This is a genomic window from Phormidesmis sp. 146-33, from assembly GCF_052939515.1.
In genome coordinates, this window is the sequence record NZ_JBJPHU010000027.1 from 26,650 (window position 1) to 47,935 (window position 21,286).

The 21,286-nt window shown below is 48.4% G+C and carries 13 protein-coding genes; 11 read left to right on the forward strand and 2 right to left on the reverse strand.

Annotated features, from left to right (window positions below; genetic code table 11):
• The first annotated feature begins 564 nt into the window (after nt 1–564).
• The 4 genes from ACJ2PR_RS13220 (at nt 565) to ACJ2PR_RS13235 (ending at nt 5,141) form a co-directional block, all read left to right on the forward strand.
• Nucleotides 565–1,596: a cytochrome c oxidase subunit II gene (locus ACJ2PR_RS13220; protein WP_446866586.1), complete on the forward strand. Its 1,032-nt coding sequence runs from the start codon at nt 565–567 to the stop codon at nt 1,594–1,596.
• Between the two features lie 105 nt (nt 1,597–1,701).
• Nucleotides 1,702–3,489, forward strand: coding sequence for a cytochrome c oxidase subunit I (ctaD, locus tag ACJ2PR_RS13225; protein ID WP_446866587.1), 1,788 nt, complete (start codon nt 1,702–1,704; stop codon nt 3,487–3,489).
• A 341-nt stretch (nt 3,490–3,830) separates the two neighbouring features.
• Nucleotides 3,831–4,457, forward strand: a complete 627-nt coding sequence (locus ACJ2PR_RS13230; RefSeq protein WP_446866589.1) for a cytochrome c oxidase subunit 3 — start codon at nt 3,831–3,833, stop codon at nt 4,455–4,457.
• Between the two features lie 156 nt (nt 4,458–4,613).
• The gene (locus ACJ2PR_RS13235; RefSeq protein WP_446857880.1) at nt 4,614–5,141 is read left to right on the forward strand and encodes a YqhA family protein; all 528 of its coding nucleotides are present in this window, start codon (nt 4,614–4,616) and stop codon (nt 5,139–5,141) included.
• 193 nt (nt 5,142–5,334) lie between these two features.
• Here the strand turns inward: ACJ2PR_RS13235 and ACJ2PR_RS13240 are convergent, their stop codons facing one another.
• A complete protein-coding gene (locus ACJ2PR_RS13240; protein ID WP_446857879.1) occupies nt 5,335–5,727 on the reverse strand; it encodes a response regulator transcription factor in 393 nt (130 codons plus the stop codon).
• Between the two features lie 621 nt (nt 5,728–6,348).
• On the opposite strand from ACJ2PR_RS13240, the gene ACJ2PR_RS13245 reads away from it, so the two are divergent.
• Genes ACJ2PR_RS13245 through ACJ2PR_RS13275 form a run of 7 tightly spaced genes read left to right on the forward strand, consistent with a single transcriptional unit; the run spans nt 6,349 to nt 17,830 of the window.
• Nucleotides 6,349–7,134: a glycosyltransferase family 2 protein gene (locus tag ACJ2PR_RS13245; RefSeq protein WP_446877345.1), complete on the forward strand. Its 786-nt coding sequence runs from the start codon at nt 6,349–6,351 to the stop codon at nt 7,132–7,134.
• Complete coding sequence (locus ACJ2PR_RS13250; RefSeq protein WP_446877346.1) at nt 7,116–8,369, forward strand: glycosyltransferase family 4 protein; 1,254 nt, start codon at nt 7,116–7,118, stop codon at nt 8,367–8,369. Before ACJ2PR_RS13245 ends, ACJ2PR_RS13250 begins: the two co-directional genes overlap by 19 nt.
• The gene (locus ACJ2PR_RS13255; protein ID WP_446877347.1) at nt 8,366–9,886 is read left to right on the forward strand and encodes an HlyD family secretion protein; all 1,521 of its coding nucleotides are present in this window, start codon (nt 8,366–8,368) and stop codon (nt 9,884–9,886) included. Before ACJ2PR_RS13250 ends, ACJ2PR_RS13255 begins: the two co-directional genes overlap by 4 nt.
• Before the next feature lie 13 nt (nt 9,887–9,899).
• A complete protein-coding gene (locus tag ACJ2PR_RS13260) occupies nt 9,900–11,279 on the forward strand; it encodes a tetratricopeptide repeat protein (protein WP_446877348.1) in 1,380 nt (459 codons plus the stop codon).
• Nucleotides 11,280–11,281: 2 nt separating this feature from the next.
• Nucleotides 11,282–14,716 (forward strand): glycosyltransferase family 39 protein, encoded by a 3,435-nt coding sequence (locus ACJ2PR_RS13265; protein ID WP_446877349.1) that lies wholly within the window; start codon nt 11,282–11,284, stop codon nt 14,714–14,716.
• 37 nt (nt 14,717–14,753) lie between these two features.
• The gene (locus ACJ2PR_RS13270; RefSeq protein WP_446877350.1) at nt 14,754–16,850 is read left to right on the forward strand and encodes a glycosyl hydrolase 115 family protein; all 2,097 of its coding nucleotides are present in this window, start codon (nt 14,754–14,756) and stop codon (nt 16,848–16,850) included.
• Between the two features lie 11 nt (nt 16,851–16,861).
• A complete protein-coding gene (locus ACJ2PR_RS13275; RefSeq protein ID WP_446877351.1) occupies nt 16,862–17,830 on the forward strand; it encodes a lysylphosphatidylglycerol synthase transmembrane domain-containing protein in 969 nt (322 codons plus the stop codon).
• Nucleotides 17,831–17,917: 87 nt separating this feature from the next.
• Here the strand turns inward: ACJ2PR_RS13275 and ACJ2PR_RS13280 are convergent, their stop codons facing one another.
• Nucleotides 17,918–21,274, reverse strand: a complete 3,357-nt coding sequence (locus ACJ2PR_RS13280) for a right-handed parallel beta-helix repeat-containing protein (RefSeq protein WP_446877352.1) — start codon at nt 21,272–21,274, stop codon at nt 17,918–17,920.
• Nucleotides 21,275–21,286 lie beyond the last annotated feature (12 nt).

Here is a 21,286-nt window from a genome sequence, read left to right on the forward strand (position 1 = left end):
TACCGTGTACATACAAGTCCGGAGTCGCTTCGTTTCAGTCGCCTTCAGCCCCCTAAATCCCCCAATCTGGGGGACTTTGATAAAGAGAGACTGCGAGCGTTCAAAGTCCCCCAATTTTGGGGGATTTAGGGGGCGAAGGATCTCGGCAATGACGAATCGATCAACTTGTGTGTACACGGTAGCCTAAAGGTCGAGGGGACAAGAGTTCTGGCGGGAGCATCCCAATTGTGCAAAATCTCGGATTGCCCTCATCCCCAGCCCTTCTCCCCAGGGAGAAGGGAGTCAGATCTCTTGTTCCCTCTCCTGGGGGAGAGGGTGAGGGTAGAAAGACTGTGCTACACAATTGGGATGCTCCCGTTCTGGCTCCCTTATCCCTGGGGAGAAGGGTTGGTGAGGGCTTCGCCCCACTTCGTGAGGAGGGCAATTCATACTTGCATTCAGCAATGCTGTTTCATCCAGGTATTAGGGTGTGTTTTGATTGCAAGATTCACCCTAATATTCAAAGCTTTCTATCTTAATGATCCGCTCCAAATTGTTCGTTTTGCAGGGAGTTCTGCGTAAGCCGTGAAAATTCCAAGTAGTATTTTAACGCTAGTAGCGGGTATCCTTCTCGCCTGGGTGAGTCTATGGGTCGGTCAGCACCACGGTTTGTTACCCATTGCCGCTTCTAAGGAAGCCTTTTTAGTCGATGGGTTGTTTAATACGATGATGACGATTTCAGTAGGGTTGTTTATCATTGTGCAAGGGGCGATCGTGTTTGCTGCGATTCAATTTCGGCAGCGTCAAGGAGATGACACCGATGCTCTACCCATCCACGGCAACATTCCCCTCGAAATTTTTTGGACTGCTATTCCTGCGATCGTTGTTTTGGGACTAGCCGTTTACAGTTTTGACGTTTATACCCAGATCGGGGGGCGCGACCCGATGGATCACAGTGCCCAGGCTCACAGTAGGTCGGCGATCGCTCAAGTGCCTGGATCAGCCATCGCCGCCTCTTTACCGTCTAATGCACCCTCAAATGCGGTTGTAGAGACTGTTGCAGAGACCACAGTTCCTTCAGAATCCCCTACAGGAGTCATCGCTCAGAATCAACCTGCTTCAGCCTTGACGGTGAATGTAGCAGCCATGCAGTTTGCCTGGATTTTTAGTTACCCAGACAGTGGGGTGATGGCTGGAGAGCTACATGTTCCCTTGGGTCGTGAAGTGCGGGTCAATCTCTCAGCCAATGATGTGATTCATGCCTTTTGGGTGCCTGAGTTTCGCCTGAAACAAGATGCAGTCCCAGGTCGAGAATCTGTGTTGAGCTTTACGCCGACCTCTGCGGGAACTTACCCTCTGATTTGTGCAGAACTTTGTGGTGCTTATCATGGAGCAATGAAATCGCAAGTCATTGTGGAAACACCCGCAGAATTTGATCGTTGGATTCAGACGCAAATTGCCAGTGGAGCAGCAGACCCTGAGACCGCGATCGCTCAAAATCCAGCAGAGATGACTCCCTCAGAGTTTTTGGCTCCCTATGCTCAAGAAATTGGAGTCACTCCTCAGATTCTAGAGCAACTGCCTCATTTGTATCAGCCAAGCCAACAGTCGGCGTAGTCGTGTTTGTTTCCTCGATCGGCTTGGGAGAGCCAAATTTTGCCCTCTGACCATCAACTTCTGCGAAAGGTCATCCAACTCGACCAGCACAAGGATTAATTTTGTATGACACAAGCGCAGCTTCAAGAAACGACCAATTTTGTGCCCCCTATCCCTGACGAAGAGCCAAAGGGGACACACTGGCGAGAATACTTCGGATTTAGTACAGATCATAAAGTAATCGGCATTCAATACCTGGTGACAACGTTTGTTTTTTACCTGGTTGGGGGAGCGCTGGCGACGATGGTTCGCACAGAGTTAGCAACTCCAGAAGTCGATTTTGTGAGCCGCGAAGTTTACAACAGCTTATTCACAGTTCATGCGACAGTGATGATCTTCTTGTGGATTGTCCCCGCTGGGACAGGTGGCTTTGGAAACTATCTAGTGCCTTTGATGATTGGGGCACGAGACATGGCATTTCCTCGCTTAAATGCGCTGGCATTTTGGATGATTCCACCCGCAGGGTTATTGCTGTTGAGCAGCTTCTTTGTCGGTGCCCCCGGCGCAGGCTGGACTTCTTATCCACCGTTAAGCACAACGGGTGACAAAGCAGGCGAGGCGATTTGGATTCTCAGCGTCCTACTGCTTGGCACGTCCTCTATCTTGGCAGCCTTAAATTTCATCGTCACCATCTTTAAGATGCGTGCCCCTGGGATGGGATTTAACCAGATGCCATTGTTCTGTTGGGCAATGTTATCAACATCCGCCCTGGCGCTGATTGCAACCCCTGTATTAGCGGGTGCGTTGATCTTGCTGGCGTTTGATTTGCTAATAGGAACTTCCTTCTTTAATCCCACAGGCGGTGGAGATCCGATCGTCTATCAACATCTGTTCTGGTTTTATTCGCATCCGGCAGTTTATATTATGATCTTGCCCTTTTTTGGGGCGATTTCAGAGATTTTGCCCGTCCATGCTCGTAAACCCATCTTTGGCTACAAAGCGATCGCTTACTCCAGTCTTGCAATTAGCTTTCTAGGCTTGATTGTTTGGGCACACCATATGTTTACCAGCGGCACACCGCCCTGGTTGCGAATGTTTTTCATGATCACGACGATGATCATCGCTGTGCCCACGGGCATCAAGATCTTTAGCTGGGTGGCCACGATTTGGGGTGGTAAGCTGCGATTAAATAGCGCCATGCTGTTTGCATTGGGATTTATCTCAATGTTTGTGATTGGTGGTATTAGCGGGGTTATGGTTGCTGCTGTTCCCTTTGACATTCACGTTCACGATACTTACTTTATCGTGGCTCACCTCCATTACGTTTTGTTTGGTGGTAGCGTGTTTGGGATTTATGCCGCCATTTACCACTGGTTCCCCAAAATGACAGGGCGAATGCTCAATGAAACATTGGGTAAAATTCACTTTGTGCTGATGTTGATCGGGTTTAATGTCACCTTCTTCCCAATGCACAAGCTAGGACTAGAAGGCATGAATCGACGGGTTGCAGAATATGATCCAAAGTTTGCAGCGATCAACTTGATTTGTAGCATCGGTGCTTACTTGCTGGCAGTTTCGACCCTTCCCTTCGTTGTGAATGTTATCTGGAGTCTCATTTCAGGCCCCAAAGCTGGGAATAATCCCTGGCGAGGTCTGACGCTAGAATGGATGACAACCTCGCCGCCGCCAGTAGAAAACTTTCTCATTGATCCCGTTTTGGTCACAGGCTTCTATGACTATGGCGGCGTACCTGATCATGGGACAGGAAGCAATCATCAGAAAGATGGCTTTGTAGATGTGTTGTTCTCTGATCCAGCAGGTTCTTCGATATCAGATCCCGATGATCTAGCTGTTCAGTCTGCTCGATCGTTGACTCATCCTGACAGCCAGGAACAAAGCCTTAGCCAGGAATAAGTAAACCATCCTTCAAAGTGTATGGGTTAATTAGCAATGACGGCGTTGCTGAATCATGGGACGAATTGTCCTAAAGCGAAGGGAAACCCAATGCTCAAAGTCCCCCAAAATTGGGGGATTTAGGGGGCGAAAAGATTGGCACTTCCCACGCATTCATCCCTCCAATCAGCAACGCCCAATGGACTAGTGGACTGTCAGCTTTGATTTGAGGGGTTGTCGAAATCTGGAACATCGTTTTAACGCATGTTTTGAGAACTGCCAACCCCTCATTTCAACCTTGACAGACTACTAGTAGCCCATACACCGTGACTCGACAATCCTTTAAAACCGAACCAACACTCATGCAAAGCTCAACAACCAATCCGGCTGAGACAGCCAACCACGATTATCTGACGGCCGAAACGACGATCGCCGCCCATTCTGAGCATCATGACTACCGTATCTTCGGGCTGTTTATATTCCTACTTGCCGAAGGCATGATCTTCTTAGGCTTGTTTACTGCCTACTTAACCTTTCGATCGGTCACCCCCGTCTGGCCCCCCGCAGGCACACCGGAGCTAGAGTTGTGGCTACCCGGAGTCAACACCATTATTCTGATTGCCAGCAGTTTCGTGATTCACAAAGCGGATGTCGCCATCAAAAAAAATGATGTTGCAGGCCTACAAACCTGGTTTTTGATAACTGCGGCGATGGGAGCAATCTTTCTGGTCGGTCAAGCCTATGAGTACTTTCATTTAGAGTTTGGTTTGACGACAAACTTGTTTGCCAGTACGTTTTACGTTCTAACGGGCTTTCACGGGCTGCACGTCGCATTTGGGCTGGTTTTGATGGGGGCAGTGTGGTGGCGATCGCGTAAAGAAGGACATTACACCAGTGATCATCACTTTGGGGTAGAAGCCGCAGAACTTTACTGGCACTTTGTGGATGTCGTGTGGATTCTTCTATTCTTTCTGCTGTACCTTCTCTAACAAACATCAGGTCATTCTAGCGTTGGCGTTTTAGCAGCCTAGAACTAGTAAATCGCTAGAGATTCCTCTAGATTGCCAAGATTGCAACAACTACAAGTGATGTAGCCATTTGTAATTTGTGTGAAGAAAAAACTGTTGTAGAATACATTCACCAACATGCTCAATCGAATTATCAACAGCAGTCGAATATCGATTTTAGTTGCTGTACTGTGTTCATTTGCAATCTCAATCACACTTCTGCTCTATGGCGCAGTTCAAACTTTTGTTACGATCGGTCTTGCTCTAAAAATAGGGCATTCCAGTAGTGAGGCAAAGACGATAATTCTATCGTTTATCGAAATTATCGATTTGTTTTTACTAGCAACTGTTTTTCACATCACGGCACTTGGACTCTATTTACTGTTTATTGACGAACGCCTTAAAGTGCCTCCCTGGTTAGAAATTCACAACCTAGATGATCTCAAAGGCAAACTTGTGAGCGTCGTAGTGGTGATCTTAAGTGTTTTGTTTCTAGGGCGAGCCGTGAAGTGGGAAGGTGGAACAGATATTCTAGCCTTCGGAGTTAGCATTGCCTTGGTGAGTACAGCGTTGACGTATTTTCTGGGCCTTCATCACAAAAAGCCTAAAGCAGAAAGTAATCTTTCGGAGGAGTACGAGCGCTATAAGGCCCGCCACCTGGACTAAGGTTGCCCTACCCAAACTCTCTCACCAGAGCTAGTCACGACAATTCACACAAATCTAATCTTCAACCTGCTGGTAGCGGTACTCAAAAAGTCGCTATCAGCTTTTTTCATGCTTAAATCCCCCAATTCTGGGGACTCTGACTTTGAAAGATCTCGGAGTTGAGGCAGACGATAAAGTTTTCCTAACAAATCTCTTAAGCTCTAACAGACAAGTTTTGACAGGCAAGTGAAGGCTTCTCAAGTAGAGTGCGGATAGAAGCCAACAACTCTCTGAGCTTATAAGGTTTAACCAGGTAGCCGTCAGCACCCGCATCTAGCCCTGCTCTCCAATCTTGGAGGGTATCTCGCGCTGTTAGCATCAAAATCGGCATACAGTAGCCATGAGAGCGTAGCCGCCGACAGAGACTAATCCCATCTTCTTTGGGCAAAAATACATCCAGTAGAAGTAAGTCATAATCAGAAGCTACCACTGACTCCCAGCCGGCCTGACCATCTAGCGCAATGTCGATCGCATAATTCTCGCCAGCAAGAGCCTCTGCCAACAGTTCAGTAATACACTGATCATCCTCAACCAGTAAAAGTTTCATAGCAAGTCATAAAAGTAGATGCAAAATCTGAGTTTACGAACAGGGCGGTGAAGTGAGCCTGTGCCATTGATTTATACTCGCTTTGATTAACGACTAGAATACCGATCTCTGTTTGAGAAGGTAGCTCTATAAACTAAAAGTTCTGCTAGAAGGTTTTAATTTAGCAGATCCCTAATCAATCACGGGTCAGGCTTTCGACAGGAAAGTGGTAAAAAATCCTTCGCCGCTGCTTTCAGCGCAAGCGCCTTAGAAGGGCTGCCAGTTGCAACCCTCGATCGCAGCAGACTTAGTTAGCTCTTGATGTCAGCTAGTTTACACTAGTTAAATGTAATTGCCCATACCATTTCAAAAAATATTTTTCGCGTACCCTTTGTTGGTAGATAAATTCATATCAGCAGATGTACTTGTCTCCGATTTGAATTTTTTCGTCCCTAGTTTGTCACCCTTGTAACAGTTATCTTAAGTGAATTCCAATGCTTTGACGGTCACCCTAAAGAGTGAATTTAAGTGGCAAGCAAAGCAAAGGTGAATGGGAATCTACCAGAGTGATGATTGATCAGCCCGTCCGATCGATACCCAGGGACGGAGCCTCTTTCCTGAGAAATTCAGGAGGTCTAAACTATGACATTACTAGTAGAAAATCCTGCGTGTTTTTCGCCTTTACCTCCGCTTAAAAGCAAGTCTGTTACGGTTGTCATTCCTGCTTTTAATGAAGAGGGCAACCTGGAACCGCTGCTGATCTCGATCGAGCAAGCTTTCAAAGCGCTTGGCTTCACGTTGCCAGTCCTCGTCATTGACGATGGCAGCACCGATGACAGTCCGAATGTTCTGGCGCTTTTGAGTCAGCAATACCCCTTTTTGAACGTGATTCGTCATCCTCACAGGCGGAGTGTGACAGGTGTGTTGAAGACAGCCCTCGCGCATACTACAACAGATTGGATCTTCTGGGGACAAGCCGATCTCGAATCTGATCCTCAAACGGATCTCCCATTGCTGTTAGAAGCCTGTGTGCCTGGAGTGGATGCTGTAGCGGGCTGGCGACAACACCGAAATGATGGCAAGACCCGTGCATCTAGTCTGGCAAACGCTACCTGTCGTCAAATGTTTGGCTTGGGCATTCACGACATGAACTGGATCAAATTGGTGCGGCGAGATGTATTGGCAACTTTGCCATTAGAACTTGTCACCCATCGCTATACATTGGCGGTGATGGCAGGTTGGGGGTGTCGTGTGGTCGAAGTGCCGACACCGTGGCATCCGCGCCATTCTGGAAAGAGTAAATTTGGTCGTGGACGGTTGATTTCATCGGCGATCGACTTCTTTAAGGTCTGGTATTGGTTTCAATCGGAAGGTCGTGTACTCACACCGATGAAACTGGAGCGGCTTGGATGGCTAGCGAAACAATAATGACCAGTCTTCGAGACAAACACATCTTAGTGATGACATCGGTTTATCCGCTCACGTCTGATGGTCATCATGGCGCCTTTGTGCGGGAGGCAAATCTGCGTCTGCAACCCACTGGGGCTAAGTTCACAGTGTTTGCCCCTGCCTACGAGGGTAGTTCATCCTATTGGCTGGATGGAATACAGGTTTATCGTTTTCGCTATTGCATCAAACAGTTTGAGAACCTAGTACGGGATGGCGCTCCGACTAAGCTGCAACAGCAACCGCTCTACTTATTGGTTGCTGCGCTATACATCCTACTAGGAACCTGGCAAGTGTTTTGGATGTGCCGTCGAGAAAAACCAGATTTGCTGCAAGTCCATTGGGCATTTCCCCACGGGTTGATGGCGTTCCCTGCTAGTAAACTTTTGGGCATTCCGATGGTGTTCTGCTTTCACGGCGGCGAACTGCTGTTGGCGAACAAGTTTGGCTTCGTGGCAACAATTCTGCGTTGGCTCCTGCCGATGACTAAAGGAGTGACTGCCAATTCTTCGTTTACTCAAGGGTTAGTTCGCAAACTTTATGACGGGCAAGTGACGATCGTGCCCTATGGTCTGACGATTGAAGCCAAAGCTCCGAAAGCCCGATCGCCCGAAGAACCTCCCAGACTCTTGTTTGTCGGTCGATTAGACGAGCGCAAAGGACTGCGATATTTGCTGGAAGCACTCCCGATCGTACTCGCAAAACAATCGGTTCGGTTGCGAATTGTCGGCAAGGGCATTCTGGAACTAGAGATTCGCACTCAATGCAAAGACTTGCGTTTGGAAAGCGTTGTAGACTTTCTAGGGTTCGTCACGAAAGAAGAACTGGCGAATGAGTATGCAACTTGTGATGTCTTTGTGTTGCCTGCGATCGTCGATAGTAAAGGTGACACTGAAGGTTTGGGAGTTGTCTTGATCGAGGCCTTAGCTCACGAAAAGCCCGTAATTGCCAGTGCAGTTGGCGGCATCGTGGATGTGATTTGCTCCGGTAAAACGGGTTGGCTCATTCCTGAAAAAGACCCGGTGGCGCTGGCTCAAGCGATTCTCACTGTTTTAGAAGATCCCGTGTCGGCTCAAGAATTGGGATGCGCTGGTTTGAACGATGTGCAAACTCGGTTTAGCTGGTCGCGCATTGTTCCCCTGTGGCAATCCCTGTTTAGTACCGCGTTAACGAATGCTTCTGATTCTGATAGTTCTGTTACCTGCGATCGAGAATGATGCAATCCCAACTTCCCTCCCGTCTAATTTTGAGTGCTTTAGTTGCTGCGCCTGCAAGCCTCATGGGTGCGCTCACTGTCACCGTACTGTTGCCGACTCTGCAAAATCCAGAGTCTAAATTTTATGGTTCCCGCTTGGGGTATCCAGCGCTGCAACGCATCAAGGGCGACCCGATTAAAGTACAAACTGCATCGGTAGGGCTAAAAAGCGTAGAGGAAAGCGTCGCAGCACCGGGGGAATCAGCAGCACTGCAAGCCGTCAACATTCGTCCGCTACTATCATCACCTGTTGAGAAGGTGTATGTGGTCGAAGGACAACAGGTGCGTCGAGGTCAACCACTCCTTCGGCTACAAAAGGCTCCCTTTGCGGCTCAGGTCGATCGTGCCCGCAACAATCTGGCCAATGCTGAACAAAACCTGCGTTCTCTACAAGTTTCTGCACCAGAAAGAATGCTGGAGCGAGAAGGGAGCATTATGGCAGCCCAAGCCAGACTTAGCGCGGCTGGAACGAAACTGAGCCAGATTGATTCTCTAGCAGAACGAGAACTCAAGAACAATGTTGAAGCGGCTCAGGTCAGATTGAAGACGGCTGAAAGAAAATTGCAACAGCTTGAACCTTTGGCGAAGCAGGGAGCTATCTCTAAGTTTCAGTTGTATGACATGCAAGACATCTATGCCACGCGCAAAAAAGAATTGCTGTCGGCACAACAAGGCGTAGTGAACACAGAAACGCAGCGATTTAACAATCGAGACTTTGTGATTACTCGCCAACGCGATCTGGCTGATGCTCAAGTAGCGAGACGGCTTGACCAAACCGCGATCAAGCAGGAAATCACCACGGCTCGTCTAACGCTGCAAAACAGCAAGATTGCTCTCCAGGAGGCGATCAGAGAACTGAGCAACACGGTGATTTATGCCAGTAACGATGGGTTGGTGAGTCAGGTCAATATCCATGCTGGGGAATTGGCGGACATGCGCGATCGTGACCCGTTGATCAAGCTAGAGGAAGGCGTTGTTTTCAAAGCATTTGTTGATCAGGCGCGATTGAATGCAATTAAGATGGGCGATGTAGCAACCGTTCGCTTAGTTGCCTATCCTGGACGCACTTACAAAGGGCGCGTGATCCGGCTTAATCGCACGGTGGAAACAGAAGCTGGGAAGTCAAGCAAGGTCAGCATTGATCGACAATATACCTATTCTGTGTGGGTGGCTGTTGACGGTCTCCAGATGCCTCCAGGGTTGCAGGGGTATGTGCAGTTCGATCGGGGTAAGGCAGGGTTGTTTATTCCAGAAAAGGCAGTGACTCACTTGTCAGGTGGTGAAAGCATGGTCATGGTGCCTCAGTCAGGTCAAGCTGTGGTTAAGAAAGTGAAGCTAGGGAGATTAGCGGGCAATCAACGAGAAGTCTTAGCAGGTTTATTGCCGGGAGACGAGGTGATTCTCTTGCCAAGAGCTTTAAATCCTGGCGATCGATTGGAGGTGCAGCCAATGCAAGCAAAATCGTCCCAAATTAATTAACAGTTAATTAACAATGCAAACTTTGCTCCACTTACTGAACTGGTTTAACCGAGAACGGATCAGCCTGCTCGTCGGTTCGTTTGCGTTAGTTCTAGGAGCGATCGAGCCTTGGTATAATTTGCCGCCCCATGCGCTAGAAGCCTTCGGAATTAATCTTTCTGTCATCAATGCAGGTAAAGTTCTCGCTGCATTATTTGCACTAATCGGATTTGCGTTTGTTTTCCGGCTCAGAATCGATCGTGCGCCGCGTTTATTTTTCTGGAGCGGTATCATTGCAGTTTTACTCGTTCCATATCTTGTTACTACGTTTTCTCCCACGGTAACTCTAGTGGCGAAAGCTTACTATGAACAGGGACAACAGATTAACAAGCACGTAGAAGTTAATTTTCCTCAGGTGCAATCGCAGTGGAAACAAAACATTTCACTGGAGCAGTCGAGTCCCATCACATCGACGTTTTTCTCCATTGAAGATAGCCGATTTTTTCAACTGTCATTATGGGACGAAATTTGGACAAGAGGCTTGGGCTATAGCAATCACTTTTTTGGATTTATTGGTCAGGGCTGGGTGTTTACAACGATCGGGCTGGCAATCGGACTAATGGCTTTCTATTTAGGACTGGCTGATGAAACGCTCGATCGCTTTCTATTTGATATGGGCAAAGTGCTGCCCTGGGTGGGTTTAGTCGCTGGCATCATTGCTTTCTCTCTGCTCGTGCCCAACCTGATCAATCATCAACTCGACACAATGTTTGCCAAAGGCGAATATCACCCCGTTGTTACGATCAGCCGAACATTAGCCGCCTGGTATCCGCCCTTGCAAGGTGATGAAGAATTTCTTCAGCGTAGGGCAGCAGCCGGATTTTATGATGGCGAACCTGATCTGGCTCTGATCAACGTTGCCAAAGGGCTAGAACGCTATCATCTGAGAGACTATCTCAAAGCAGAAGATTATTTTCAGCGCGCCTTAGCGATCGCACCCGACCAGTTTTTTGCCAGACAATATCTCGCAACGGCGATCGTCAACCAGGGCGTAAACTACTTCAACGAGGGTGAAAACCGCAAGCCTGGAGCGGCGATCGATCGCTTTGAAGCCGCATTGAAGATCTTTCCAGGACACCTCGAAGCAATGTATGACTTGATGTTAGCCAGAGTCGTCAATGGTGAATTTGACCAGTCATCACGGGTGGCGCGACAGGTGATCCAAGATCTCAGCCATTTTCACAAGCCCAGTTTTGCATTACTGGGTCAAGCCTATTTGCACTCATCCTGGGCGAGCTATCACAACGGCGATTTAAAGCAAGCCTGGAAACAATATCGCCAATCGATCGACAACACCGCCTGGGATAAACCGATCAATGAAGAAGCCTTGCACCCCTTTGATGAGGGAGGTTAGCCATGAAACATAGCGATCGTTGGCTTTCGTTAGCACTCATTGTGATTCTGGGCTGCTTACTAGGAATGTTGAGCTTTGTGCTTTGGGATAAACCGCCTGCTCCCGTTGATCGGGTCGCTTGGGCGGCTGAGACACAATGGATTGGTTCCCAGGAGCCAGGTTACTCGTTTTATGCCCGTCGCAGCTTTGACTTAGCAGAAGATGCTCAGGCTGGCTGGCTAAAGCTGAGTGCAGATAATGATTTTGTTCTGTATGTGAATGGTAAAGACATTGCTAAAGAAGTTAGCACCGTTAATAACTCTCTCGGATTTGCGAGTAAGTTGAGTGAACCGTTTCAAAATGTCAACGACAGCGTTAATTACCGTAGTAATGGTGGAGCTTTCTACTCACTGAGTAATACTCGCGATTGGAAATTAACAACATATGTCGATCTAACCCATGATTTGCGTCCCGGCAGAAATACGATCGCGCTAGCCATTCAAAAGAATCGCCAAAATCCGCGTGTGGTCATTGAGGGAGCCGTCTATCCGACACAAGGAAGCGACCTGATCGACCTCAGCACCGGAGCAACTCCCTGGAAAATCTCTACTCTGGCAGAAAATCATCATGGACTGCGGTGGTTTGATCCAGAGTTTCCCGATCAGAACTGGGTAGCAGCGAAAGCGATCGCACCCGTTCAAGCACCGACCTATAGTCGGCTGAGTCGTCATTTGTTCGATCGCTTTCTAGCAGGAAATTGGATCACTGGTCGGGAAAGTACACAAGGAGAGGTATGGCTGAGAGGCAGTTGGCAGACTCCCCAAGTGCGGCAGCGTGCCTTTGTAAGGGTGGCGGGAGATGGTGAGTATGCCCTGTTGCTCAATGGTCGGCTGATGAATCGATTTGGGGCGAATGATGGCAACGAGTTACACCTCTATGAAGTGACAAACCTCCTGAAGTCGGGTGTTAACACACTGGCAGTACGGTTGGCTCGTCCTCTTGATCCAGACTGGTCTACCAAACGCAATGGCGCGCTCACCCCAAACGGTGCATTAGGATTTTTTCTAGACGGTTGGGTTGAGACTGATCGAGGAGAAATTACAGCGACGATCGCTACCGATAATACCTGGACTGCCTTACCCCAGCCTGTATCGGGTTGGGCGGAGGGTTTAGGTCAAGGTCAGCCTGCCACAGTGCTAGAATCGCCAGTCCCACAGGCTTTTAAACGTACCTTTGAAGGCGATGCTTATCTGCTCGACTATCCCAGTTTTCTTTGGCATCAAAGTCTCTGGCAATTAGGAGCAACAGGGATTGTCGCGATCGCTGCCTGGGGTCTCGGTCGATTTTGGTTGGGTCGTCTTAGCGGGTGGGATAGCATCACCGCAGGGACAGGACTGCTGTTACCCGGAACCTTGTTTCTGATCGGCATTGGGTTACTCAAACATCGATATGCTGAGTCAGAACGAGGGCTACTCTTCGCTCAGTCTCAAAGTCCTACGCTCGTCTTTCTGGGATTTGTGGGAATTGGGGTCTTGATGCTGCTGTGGAGCCAGATGAGACGACGGCAAAACCCGCAAAGTGGTTTAGTTGAATTAAGTGGTTTAGTTGAATTAAGTGCTACCCGTGCAAAGGCGTTTCCTGCAACGTCTCTACATTCCTTGTCGCAAAATCCGCATCGATCGGGTCTAGAAATCTGTCCTTCCTGGACGCTGTGGTTTTTATTCGGTGTGATTCTGTTTGTGGGCTGGAGTCTGACAGGTGGAATGGCGGTATCGTGGGCTTCGGGAGCCGTCTTAGCTTACCTCAGCATCAGTGTTGCGATGATTCGGTTTCCGATGGGTGGGCGATCTTTAGCAAGCATTGGACGATCGAGCATTGTAAACAGATTTCAAACGCTATTTAGAACACACTCTGGCTGGAATCAGTGGGGGTGGTTGAGTGTGATTGTCATCATTGGATTTGTACTTAGGGTTTATCAGATTGGGTTTGAATCGCTAGACACCGATGAGAGTATTTCCTTTGATGCGATTCGCGGAATTCTTCGCACAGGCGCTCCTGAAGCCACGTCTGGTATTTGGTATACCCGCTCCCCTTTCTATCACTACATGGTGGCGCTCTGGCTGCAACTGGTAGGAAGTTCTGCCGTTAATGTTCGCTTGCTATCTGCGCTTTGGGGAACTGCGACGCTCGTGGTTGCCTTTGTTCTCGCTCGCCAAATCACTGGAAAAGTTTGGGTGGCTTTAGTCGTGACGGCGCTATTAGCGATCGACCCCTGGGAGCTTTGGTATTCCCGATTTATTCGGTTTTACCAGGTGTTGCAATGTATGAGCCTGGTAGCATTTTGGTCGTTTTACAAAGGATTTATTGAACGCGAAGGGAAACGCTATCAATATATATTTTTTATTGCTGTGACATTGACATTGCTCAGTCAAGAAGTCACCATTACGCTATTGCCTTGTTTTCTGATTGGCTTTCTGTTCTTTTATCGACCGTTTCGTTGGTCAACCGACTGGACGATTCTGCTAGGCAGCGCGACGGTGATGTCAATTTATGTCTACAACATCATCTTCTTTTCGATCAAATGTTTAACGCCCTGGATTGCGTTATCTTCTGGCACAGAATCTTATTTAAAGCCGCATTTGCGAGACATTGCTGGTTTTCTTTCTTGCCTGTTTGTCGGCCCCAGCCGCATGTATACAATTTATAGTCTTTTCTTTCTCTTAGGGTTTGCCTACTTTCTGAAGCGTCGGGATGGAAAATTAATTTTCTTCTTTAGCCTAACGCTACTCTATGTCCTGAGTGTGACGATTTTGCTCTATCAGATCACTCCCCGATATACCTTCCCGGTCTATCCCTTGCTGATCACATTAGCAGTTTACAGTGCGGTTTGCTTACTAGAAAGCTTAGGGCGAAGATTTGAGAGCATCTTAAAGGGGTTACTGCCATTGAGACAGATTGCGATCGCTGGCGTTGCCCTGATTCTAATTAGCAATATTGAACCGGGTCGGGTGCTAGCCAGCTATCACGATTCGCTGATTAGACGAAATATTGAGGTGTTTGAATATGTTCACGATCGCCGACAGCCGGGGGATGTAGTGATTTCTCCAACCCCATCGGGAGCCGCGATCGTGCTAGGCGGATTAGATTACTTTTTCCCATCCGTTTTACCTGTAGATGCTCTCTATTTTCGCGATGGACGGATGATTGATCGGGTCAGTCGCAGTGTGATCATCAGCAATTTAGATCAGGTCAGCCACATTCTAGAGCAGGCTAAACGGGTGTGGATTCACCTCGATGATGCAAAAGACAATGCCTTTACGCCCGAAGTTTCTCAATATTTGGAAACGATCGGTCAACCTGTTATGGAAACCTTTGGGGCGCGGCTGCGATTGTGGCAACGCGAGGATGGAATACTGCCGCGAGTTCGGAATCAGGGTAGAGATTTGGGTGCTTACTAATTCAGAACTGAAGGCTTAAATTCTAAGAATATTCTCAATGTTTAACAAAGTTTTCGATCGCAGAAATCAGATCAATACTCTGATTCTGGCAGTCTTGGTAACGCTGGTAATCAGCTTATTTCCGGGCATTGATGCAGCCACATCTGCTGATATTCAAATCAGTCCAGGAGTGCCCATTCTAATAGATGCTGGGCAAGATAGAGCCATTCAAAGAGCCGTCAAAGACCTCCAGCGAGATCTACAAACGGTGTTTGGGCAAGAATCACCGATCGTCACCAGTGCCTCAGAATTGGGCGATCGTGACGCGATCGTGATCACGCGCAATGGTTCCCAAACGGCTGATTCAACATTAGTAGGGACGGAAGCACATTCCATTATGGTGAAAGAGGCTGGAGGGGCTACCCGGATTGTTTTACAAGGAACAGACACACGAGGAACCATCTATGCAATCTACACCTTTTCTGAACGGTTCCTGGAGGTTCCTCCACTTTGGTTCTGGGCTTCGTGGAAACCTCAGCAGAAAACAGAAATTACCATTCCCCGAAGTACTAACTTGCGGTTTGGTTCGCCCCATGTTACTTGGCGGGCATGGTTTCCCAACAACAAAGATTTACTTAGAGGTTGGCAGAAAACCAACCCAACGATTGACGCAGACGACGTGATTTTTGAAACCATGCTGCGGCTAAAGCTCAATGTGATTAACGTCGGAGAAGACATAGGAGATTACCCCTCACCCCAAGCGGGTTTGAAGCGTGCGCGTCAAGCCAGCGATCGTGGACTCGCCATCACAACTCCCTATTTGGGGTCATTCAGATATTGGGACAAGTACTGGCAGTTAGTTCGGCAACAAGAGCCTCCGCAACTTGCCTTAGCGAACCGCGAAAAATTTGATGAGTTCTGGACTTACCACATCAATCTACTACTGCGCGAGAAGTTTGAAATGGTGTGGGGAATTGGCTTTCGGGGAGCCAAAGATCAAGCCTTCTATGATGCAATGCCCGATGCACCTCAAGAGGATGCGAGCCGCGCCAGAGTGATCCAGGAGATGATTTTACGACAGATCACTTTGCTGAAACGGATTACCAATCAAGCACACCCGGTAATGCAAACGATGCTTTACGCCGAAAATTCAAAGCTCTTTGCTCAACAACTACTCCGACTACCAGAAGAACCGAGTCTGATTTGGACATTCTCTTCAGACAACCGAGATCACTTTCCTGGAGTCGAGCTAAGAGGCGCGATCGCTCCCCCCAACCAGCCGATCGGCTACTACATGAACTTCCAATTTACCTCCTCCGGAGCGCACCTAGCCCAAGCTGAAAGCCCCTGGAAAATGGAGCAAAATTTCCGCATTGCTCAGTCCGCCTCCCAACAACCCCTGCAATTCTCGATCGTCAATGTGGGCAATGTGCGGGAATTTGTTTTAACGATCGCGGCTAATGCTCAGATGATGTGGAGCTTTACAGAATATAAGTCAGATACCTTTGTAAAACAGTTTTGCGATCGCTATTTTGGTGCGAGACACGCCAACCAAATCGCCTCACTCTACAAGGACTTTTTTGCCTCTTACTGGCAGCAAAAACAAGGAGACATTCCTGGCTTTAGTCAACAATATCTCTTTCACGACCTCCGCATCTCACACGCCAGCAAAGCGTTACTCAAACACATTCAAACCGGGCAACTAAAAGCCAACCCATTGAGCGATCGCCCAGATTTCTACCGCATTGAGCCTGCTAATGGTCAGACCCAAGTAGATGCGATTATTCAGGGCACGGATGGATCAATCAAAAAGCTGCGATCGGTACTGTCAAACTGTGATGCACTGAATAAGACCTTAGATCCACAAGGTCAAACATTTTTCAACGATAACCTGTGTGTGCAGTCCGACTTCATGCAGCAAGCAAATCGGCTTCTAAACTCGCTTGCCCATGCTTTCAAGTCTCTTCCAAATCAACGAAAAACAATAAGGTATCTCGCGCAAGCAAAGCAAGCAGCTAGAGCCATGCCGCGAACCCTGAAAGCAGCAGAACGAGATCGCTTTGCAGGCTGGTATGTTAACGAACAAATTTTCGGGGTGAAAAAACTGAACGATGCCATTGATCGAGCCGCGATCGCACTCTCAGCAACCCGATAAAACTAAAGCCAGTGAAACTAAAGCCAGTCACCGCTCTGAAAACAATTGTTAGCCTAGCACTGCTTGTTTTTGTCTTAACTCAAATCGACTTCCATCAAGCCTGGACTCAGTTTCAGCACCTTTCCTGGCAGTTTATTCTGCTTGCGCTGCTCTTTTACACAGGCTGTCAGTGGTTAAGTTGCTTACGCTGGAGTGTTGTCCTTCAATCCAGCAATCATTCCGTTCCGATGAGCCATCTACTCAGCAGCTACTTCGCGGGAATGTTTCTCAACATCTTTCTTCCCGGCGCGTTGGGAGGGGATGCTTACCGAGTCTACCGGGTTGCTCAGATCACAAAAGATCCAGAAGTCGCCCTAGTCTCCGTCTTTCTGGAACGATTCACAGGTTTGGCAGCACTCTCCGCTCTTGCCGTATTAGGATTGCCGCCCGCCTTTCGCTTAGTAGGACGTTGGGATATTATTCTGCTATTTATGTCCTGCGTTGGCGCACTGGTGGGAGCAGTTCTACTCATATCGAGTCCTAAACTACTGATATGGATTGAGCCTTGGCTAGAAAAATTTCGGCTGGGGCGAGTCGCCGATCGCTTTGCCAAAATTCAAATCCTCTTAAGAAAGTTCGCTCAACACCGTCGCGCTCTGGCATTGTCTATGGGGCTTTCCCTGTTACTCCAGCTAGCGATCGTGTACTACCACTATCTCGTTGCCCAGCAGCTTAAAATTCCGGTCTCCTACTTAGAACTGCTCGTTTTCATTCCGATCGTGGTGGTCGTCACGCTGCTTCCTATCTCATTGGGAGGGTTAGGAGTCAAAGAAGGCTTGTGGGTCTATTTGTTTAGTCGCGTAGGGTTAACCGCAGAACAAGCCCTCCTACTTTCTCTAACTATTACCGCATTAAGTTGGCTGTTGAGCCTTCCCGGAGCCGTAATTTTGCTACTAGACTCTGCCGGGTATCAACAGATTAGACGGGGAACCCTTAAGTAGCTCCACAACCGATAAGTCGCTGGTCAGTAGAGGGGTTGGGGATGATAGTGAACCTCAGAACTTAGCAATGCCCTTTTTTCTCCGTCTTTACTCAAATGGCACTACCGAGGAGTTGAGTGTTTTGCTTGAGTCGTTACTCATCAGGGATTGTGCTACAGGCGAGGTAATTATCTTAGAGTTGGTGCCAAGGAGGGCGATCGCTGTTCTCGTAAATCCTGAAATTGTGTTGCTTTCGTAGACATTGTAATCGTTATTTATATTGCGTTCGGCGATTCCATTGCGGTAACTGTTTGTGGTAGAGCGAATGGTGTTGTTCCGAATTAAGTTGTTGGTAGATGACTTGACTCCACCTGTAGAAAAGTCATCCAGATAGATACCGTAGTAAGTGGTTGGTGCTGCGGTTCCGTTGTCGGCAATGGTGTTGCTAGTAATCGTCGTGAAGGTTGATCCTCTCAGACGAATGCCGTGTTGAGCATTACCGACGATCGTGTTGCCTTCAACTTTGGTGTTAGCAGCCAGTTGAACTAAGATGCCAGACAGCTTATTGCCGCGAATCACATTGTTAACAATAGAGTTTGCGTCAGAGGTTCTGCTAGTTTCTGTACCGGGTTGAATTGTAATTCCATTGCCACCATTGTTAGTGACGACGTTGTCTCTCACACTGTTATTTTTGGCAGCCGTCACGATATTGATTCCATGCCGACCATTGGCATCCAGAATGTTGTGAGTGAAGGTGGAATCGAGGCAATTGTCGATCGTTAATCCATCGACTCCATTGTGATCCGCCAGATTCCCAACCATGCTCAGCCGGACAGTAGGCACACCCGCCGCCGAGTTTTCGTGAGGGTCAAATCCATAGTGAGGAAAGTCATGTGCCCGAATATCGACAAAGCTACTGTCTGCATAGGTGCCAAAATTCGCATAGCTGTTCTGATAACTGGTGCCACCGTCTTTGTTACCATCTAGCGACAGGTGCCGGAAGTGCTGATTTGAGAAGAAGGTTTTGACTTGGTTTTCTGCTTCGGTGTGATAAGCCGATCGCAACAGTCCCGCATCTTCTAGCTGGGCATTATCGACCAATCTCAGTACCGATTTCCAGCCAACTCCCGTCAGGACGACGTTATCATAAAGCACTTCAACATTGTCGGAGATATTGTAGGTGCCTTCCATTAGCACAATTGTTCCACCACCCTTTGATCCCAGGCTTGCGATCGCTTGTTCAATGACAGTTTGGTCAGCCGTGCCTGTCGCTATGTAGTCCGCCAGATTTGCATTTACAGAGTTACTAGCGGAGATCGTAACGGTGTTAGGAGCGTTGTGGCGCATTAGATTGAAGGTGTAGGAACCCGGAAGGGCGTAGTCAGGATTTCCAAGGATGGCAGTAGGTGTGATCTTGACGTAATAGGTGCCTGCCGCTAAGAACGATGTGACCGAACCTCCTGTCGCTGAGGAACTGCTATTTGAAACAGTGCCACTGTTCGTCGAGTCTTGCAGAATCGTTCCTGCACTGTTGAGCAGATCCAGGCGGTATCCTGCACTCAGCCCATTCAAGAACACGCTCACCGCATCAGAAACTCCTAGACTGAATTTGAAATAATCGAGCGGGTCACTACTGCCGACGAAATCTGTCACTGATTGCAGACGATCTGCTGCACCGAGATCAACCGCAGTCTCCAGGGTGTTGTCTGAGAGTGGGTTAGCTGCTCCGGTTTGAGTTGGGCGAGGAGTGACATCTACGGGTGTCACAACAACAGGAGTCGTGATAATTTTGGAGTTGGGCGCAAGCACGACGATCGGGCTTCTGGTCGTGCCTGTGATGAGGTTGTCCTGGTAAGTATTATTGTCATCACTGACGCTGCGTTCGGCAATTCCGTTGCGGTGGCTGTTTGTGAGAGAACGGATAGTATTGTTCTTTACCAGGTTGCGCGTAGAGGCCACAAAGGCAGGAGTTTCAGGTCTTGTGCCTACATAATCATCCATGTAAATTCCGTGGAACTTGTTGGTCAGGGAAAGACCGTTATCAGCAATCAGGTTGTTGGAAACGGTAGAGTTGCTGACTCCTCTGAGGCGAATTCCATGCTCACCACTGCCTTGAATGATGTTACCTATGATCTCAGTCTCGTTGGAGAGTTGAACTAAGATACCAGATAGTTGATTATCGCGAATGGTGTTGTTGAGTAGACGGTTTGCATCAGAGGCTCTACTCGTTTCGCTACCTGGCTGAACAATAATACCAACGCCCCCATTGTTGGTGACGATGTTGCCTCTAACTAAGTTGTTTTTAGAAGCCGTTACCACGTTGATTCCATGCCGACCATTGGCATCAATGATGTTGCTGCTGAAGGTAGAATCGAGACAATTGTCGATCGTCAATCCATCGACTCCATTGTGATCCGCCAAGTTTCCGACCATGCTTAACCGGACGGTGGGCACACCCGCATCGGAGTTTTCGTGAGGGTCAAACCCATAGTGGGCAAAGTCGTGTGCCCGAATATCGACAAAGCTACTGTCGGCATAAGTCCCAAAGTTTGCATAGCTGTTCTCAAAACTTGCGCCGCCATCTTTGTTGCCATCTAGTGATAGATGCAGAAAGTTCTGGTTTGAGAAGAAAGGCTTCTGAATATTTTGCGCCTCACTCGGAAAAGCTGATCGTAACAATCCGGCATTTCTTAGTTGAGCATTATCGACCAATCTCAAAGTTGACTTCCAACCCACTCCAGACAGGGTGACGTTATCATAGAGGACTTCCAGATTGTTTGAGATATTGTAGGTGCCTTCTAATAGGAGAATGGTTCCGCCGCCCTGAGTGCCGACTTGAGCGATCGCTTGCTCAATGATGTCTTGATCATTCGTGCCTGATGCCACAAAATCAGCCAGTTCGCGGTTGTTGGAGTTGCTGGCAGCGACCGTAACGGTGTTGGGTGCATTATGGCGTTGTAGATTTACTGTGTAGGAACCCGGAAGAGCATAAGTTGGGTTTCCGGTGATGGTAGCAGGAGTCACTTTGACATAGTAAGTTCCTGCTGTGAGGGAAGACGTGACCGACCCGCCTGTGGTTGAGGAGTTGAGTGTCCAAGTCGTGCCCCTGTTGGTTGAGCTTTGCAGAAGGGTTCCTGCGCTGTCCAATAGATCCACTGTGTAGCCTGCACTCAAGCCATTCAAGAACAGGCTAACTGCATCAGAAGTGCCGAGACTGAACTTCAAAAAATCTACGGGATCGGTGCTATCTACTGCATCGGTGAGCGATACTTTACTGTCTAATGTACCGAGATCCTGAGCAGTTTCTAGCGTGTTATCAGCGATCGGGCTAGCGGCGGCGGCAAGTCTGCTCTGGGTGAGAGGCGTTTGCAGCAGGGACGATTGCCCAGAGGTCAGCAACCCAGCAGTTGTCAGGTCTGTATTAGTGAGACTAGAAAAAGTTGCATTGGAGGGTGAGATAACCATAGGTGTGACCAA

Bases quoted from the DNA above. Each gene is read 5' to 3' on its own strand.
- ctaD (WP_446866587.1), top strand. From the start codon at position 1,702: ATGACACAAGCGCAGCTTCAAGAAACGACCAATTTTGTGCCCCCTATC.
- ACJ2PR_RS13230 (WP_446866589.1), top strand. From the start codon at position 3,831: ATGCAAAGCTCAACAACCAATCCGGCTGAGACAGCCAACCACGATTAT.
- ACJ2PR_RS13235 (WP_446857880.1), top strand. From the start codon at position 4,614: ATGCTCAATCGAATTATCAACAGCAGTCGAATATCGATTTTAGTTGCT.
- ACJ2PR_RS13240 (WP_446857879.1), bottom strand. From the start codon at position 5,727: ATGAAACTTTTACTGGTTGAGGATGATCAGTGTATTACTGAACTGTTG.
- ACJ2PR_RS13245 (WP_446877345.1), top strand. From the start codon at position 6,349: ATGACATTACTAGTAGAAAATCCTGCGTGTTTTTCGCCTTTACCTCCG.
- ACJ2PR_RS13250 (WP_446877346.1), top strand. From the start codon at position 7,116: ATGGCTAGCGAAACAATAATGACCAGTCTTCGAGACAAACACATCTTA.
- ACJ2PR_RS13255 (WP_446877347.1), top strand. From the start codon at position 8,366: ATGATGCAATCCCAACTTCCCTCCCGTCTAATTTTGAGTGCTTTAGTT.
- ACJ2PR_RS13260 (WP_446877348.1), top strand. From the start codon at position 9,900: ATGCAAACTTTGCTCCACTTACTGAACTGGTTTAACCGAGAACGGATC.
- ACJ2PR_RS13265 (WP_446877349.1), top strand. From the start codon at position 11,282: ATGAAACATAGCGATCGTTGGCTTTCGTTAGCACTCATTGTGATTCTG.
- ACJ2PR_RS13270 (WP_446877350.1), top strand. From the start codon at position 14,754: ATGTTTAACAAAGTTTTCGATCGCAGAAATCAGATCAATACTCTGATT.
- ACJ2PR_RS13280 (WP_446877352.1), bottom strand. From the start codon at position 21,274: ATGGTTATCTCACCCTCCAATGCAACTTTTTCTAGTCTCACTAATACA.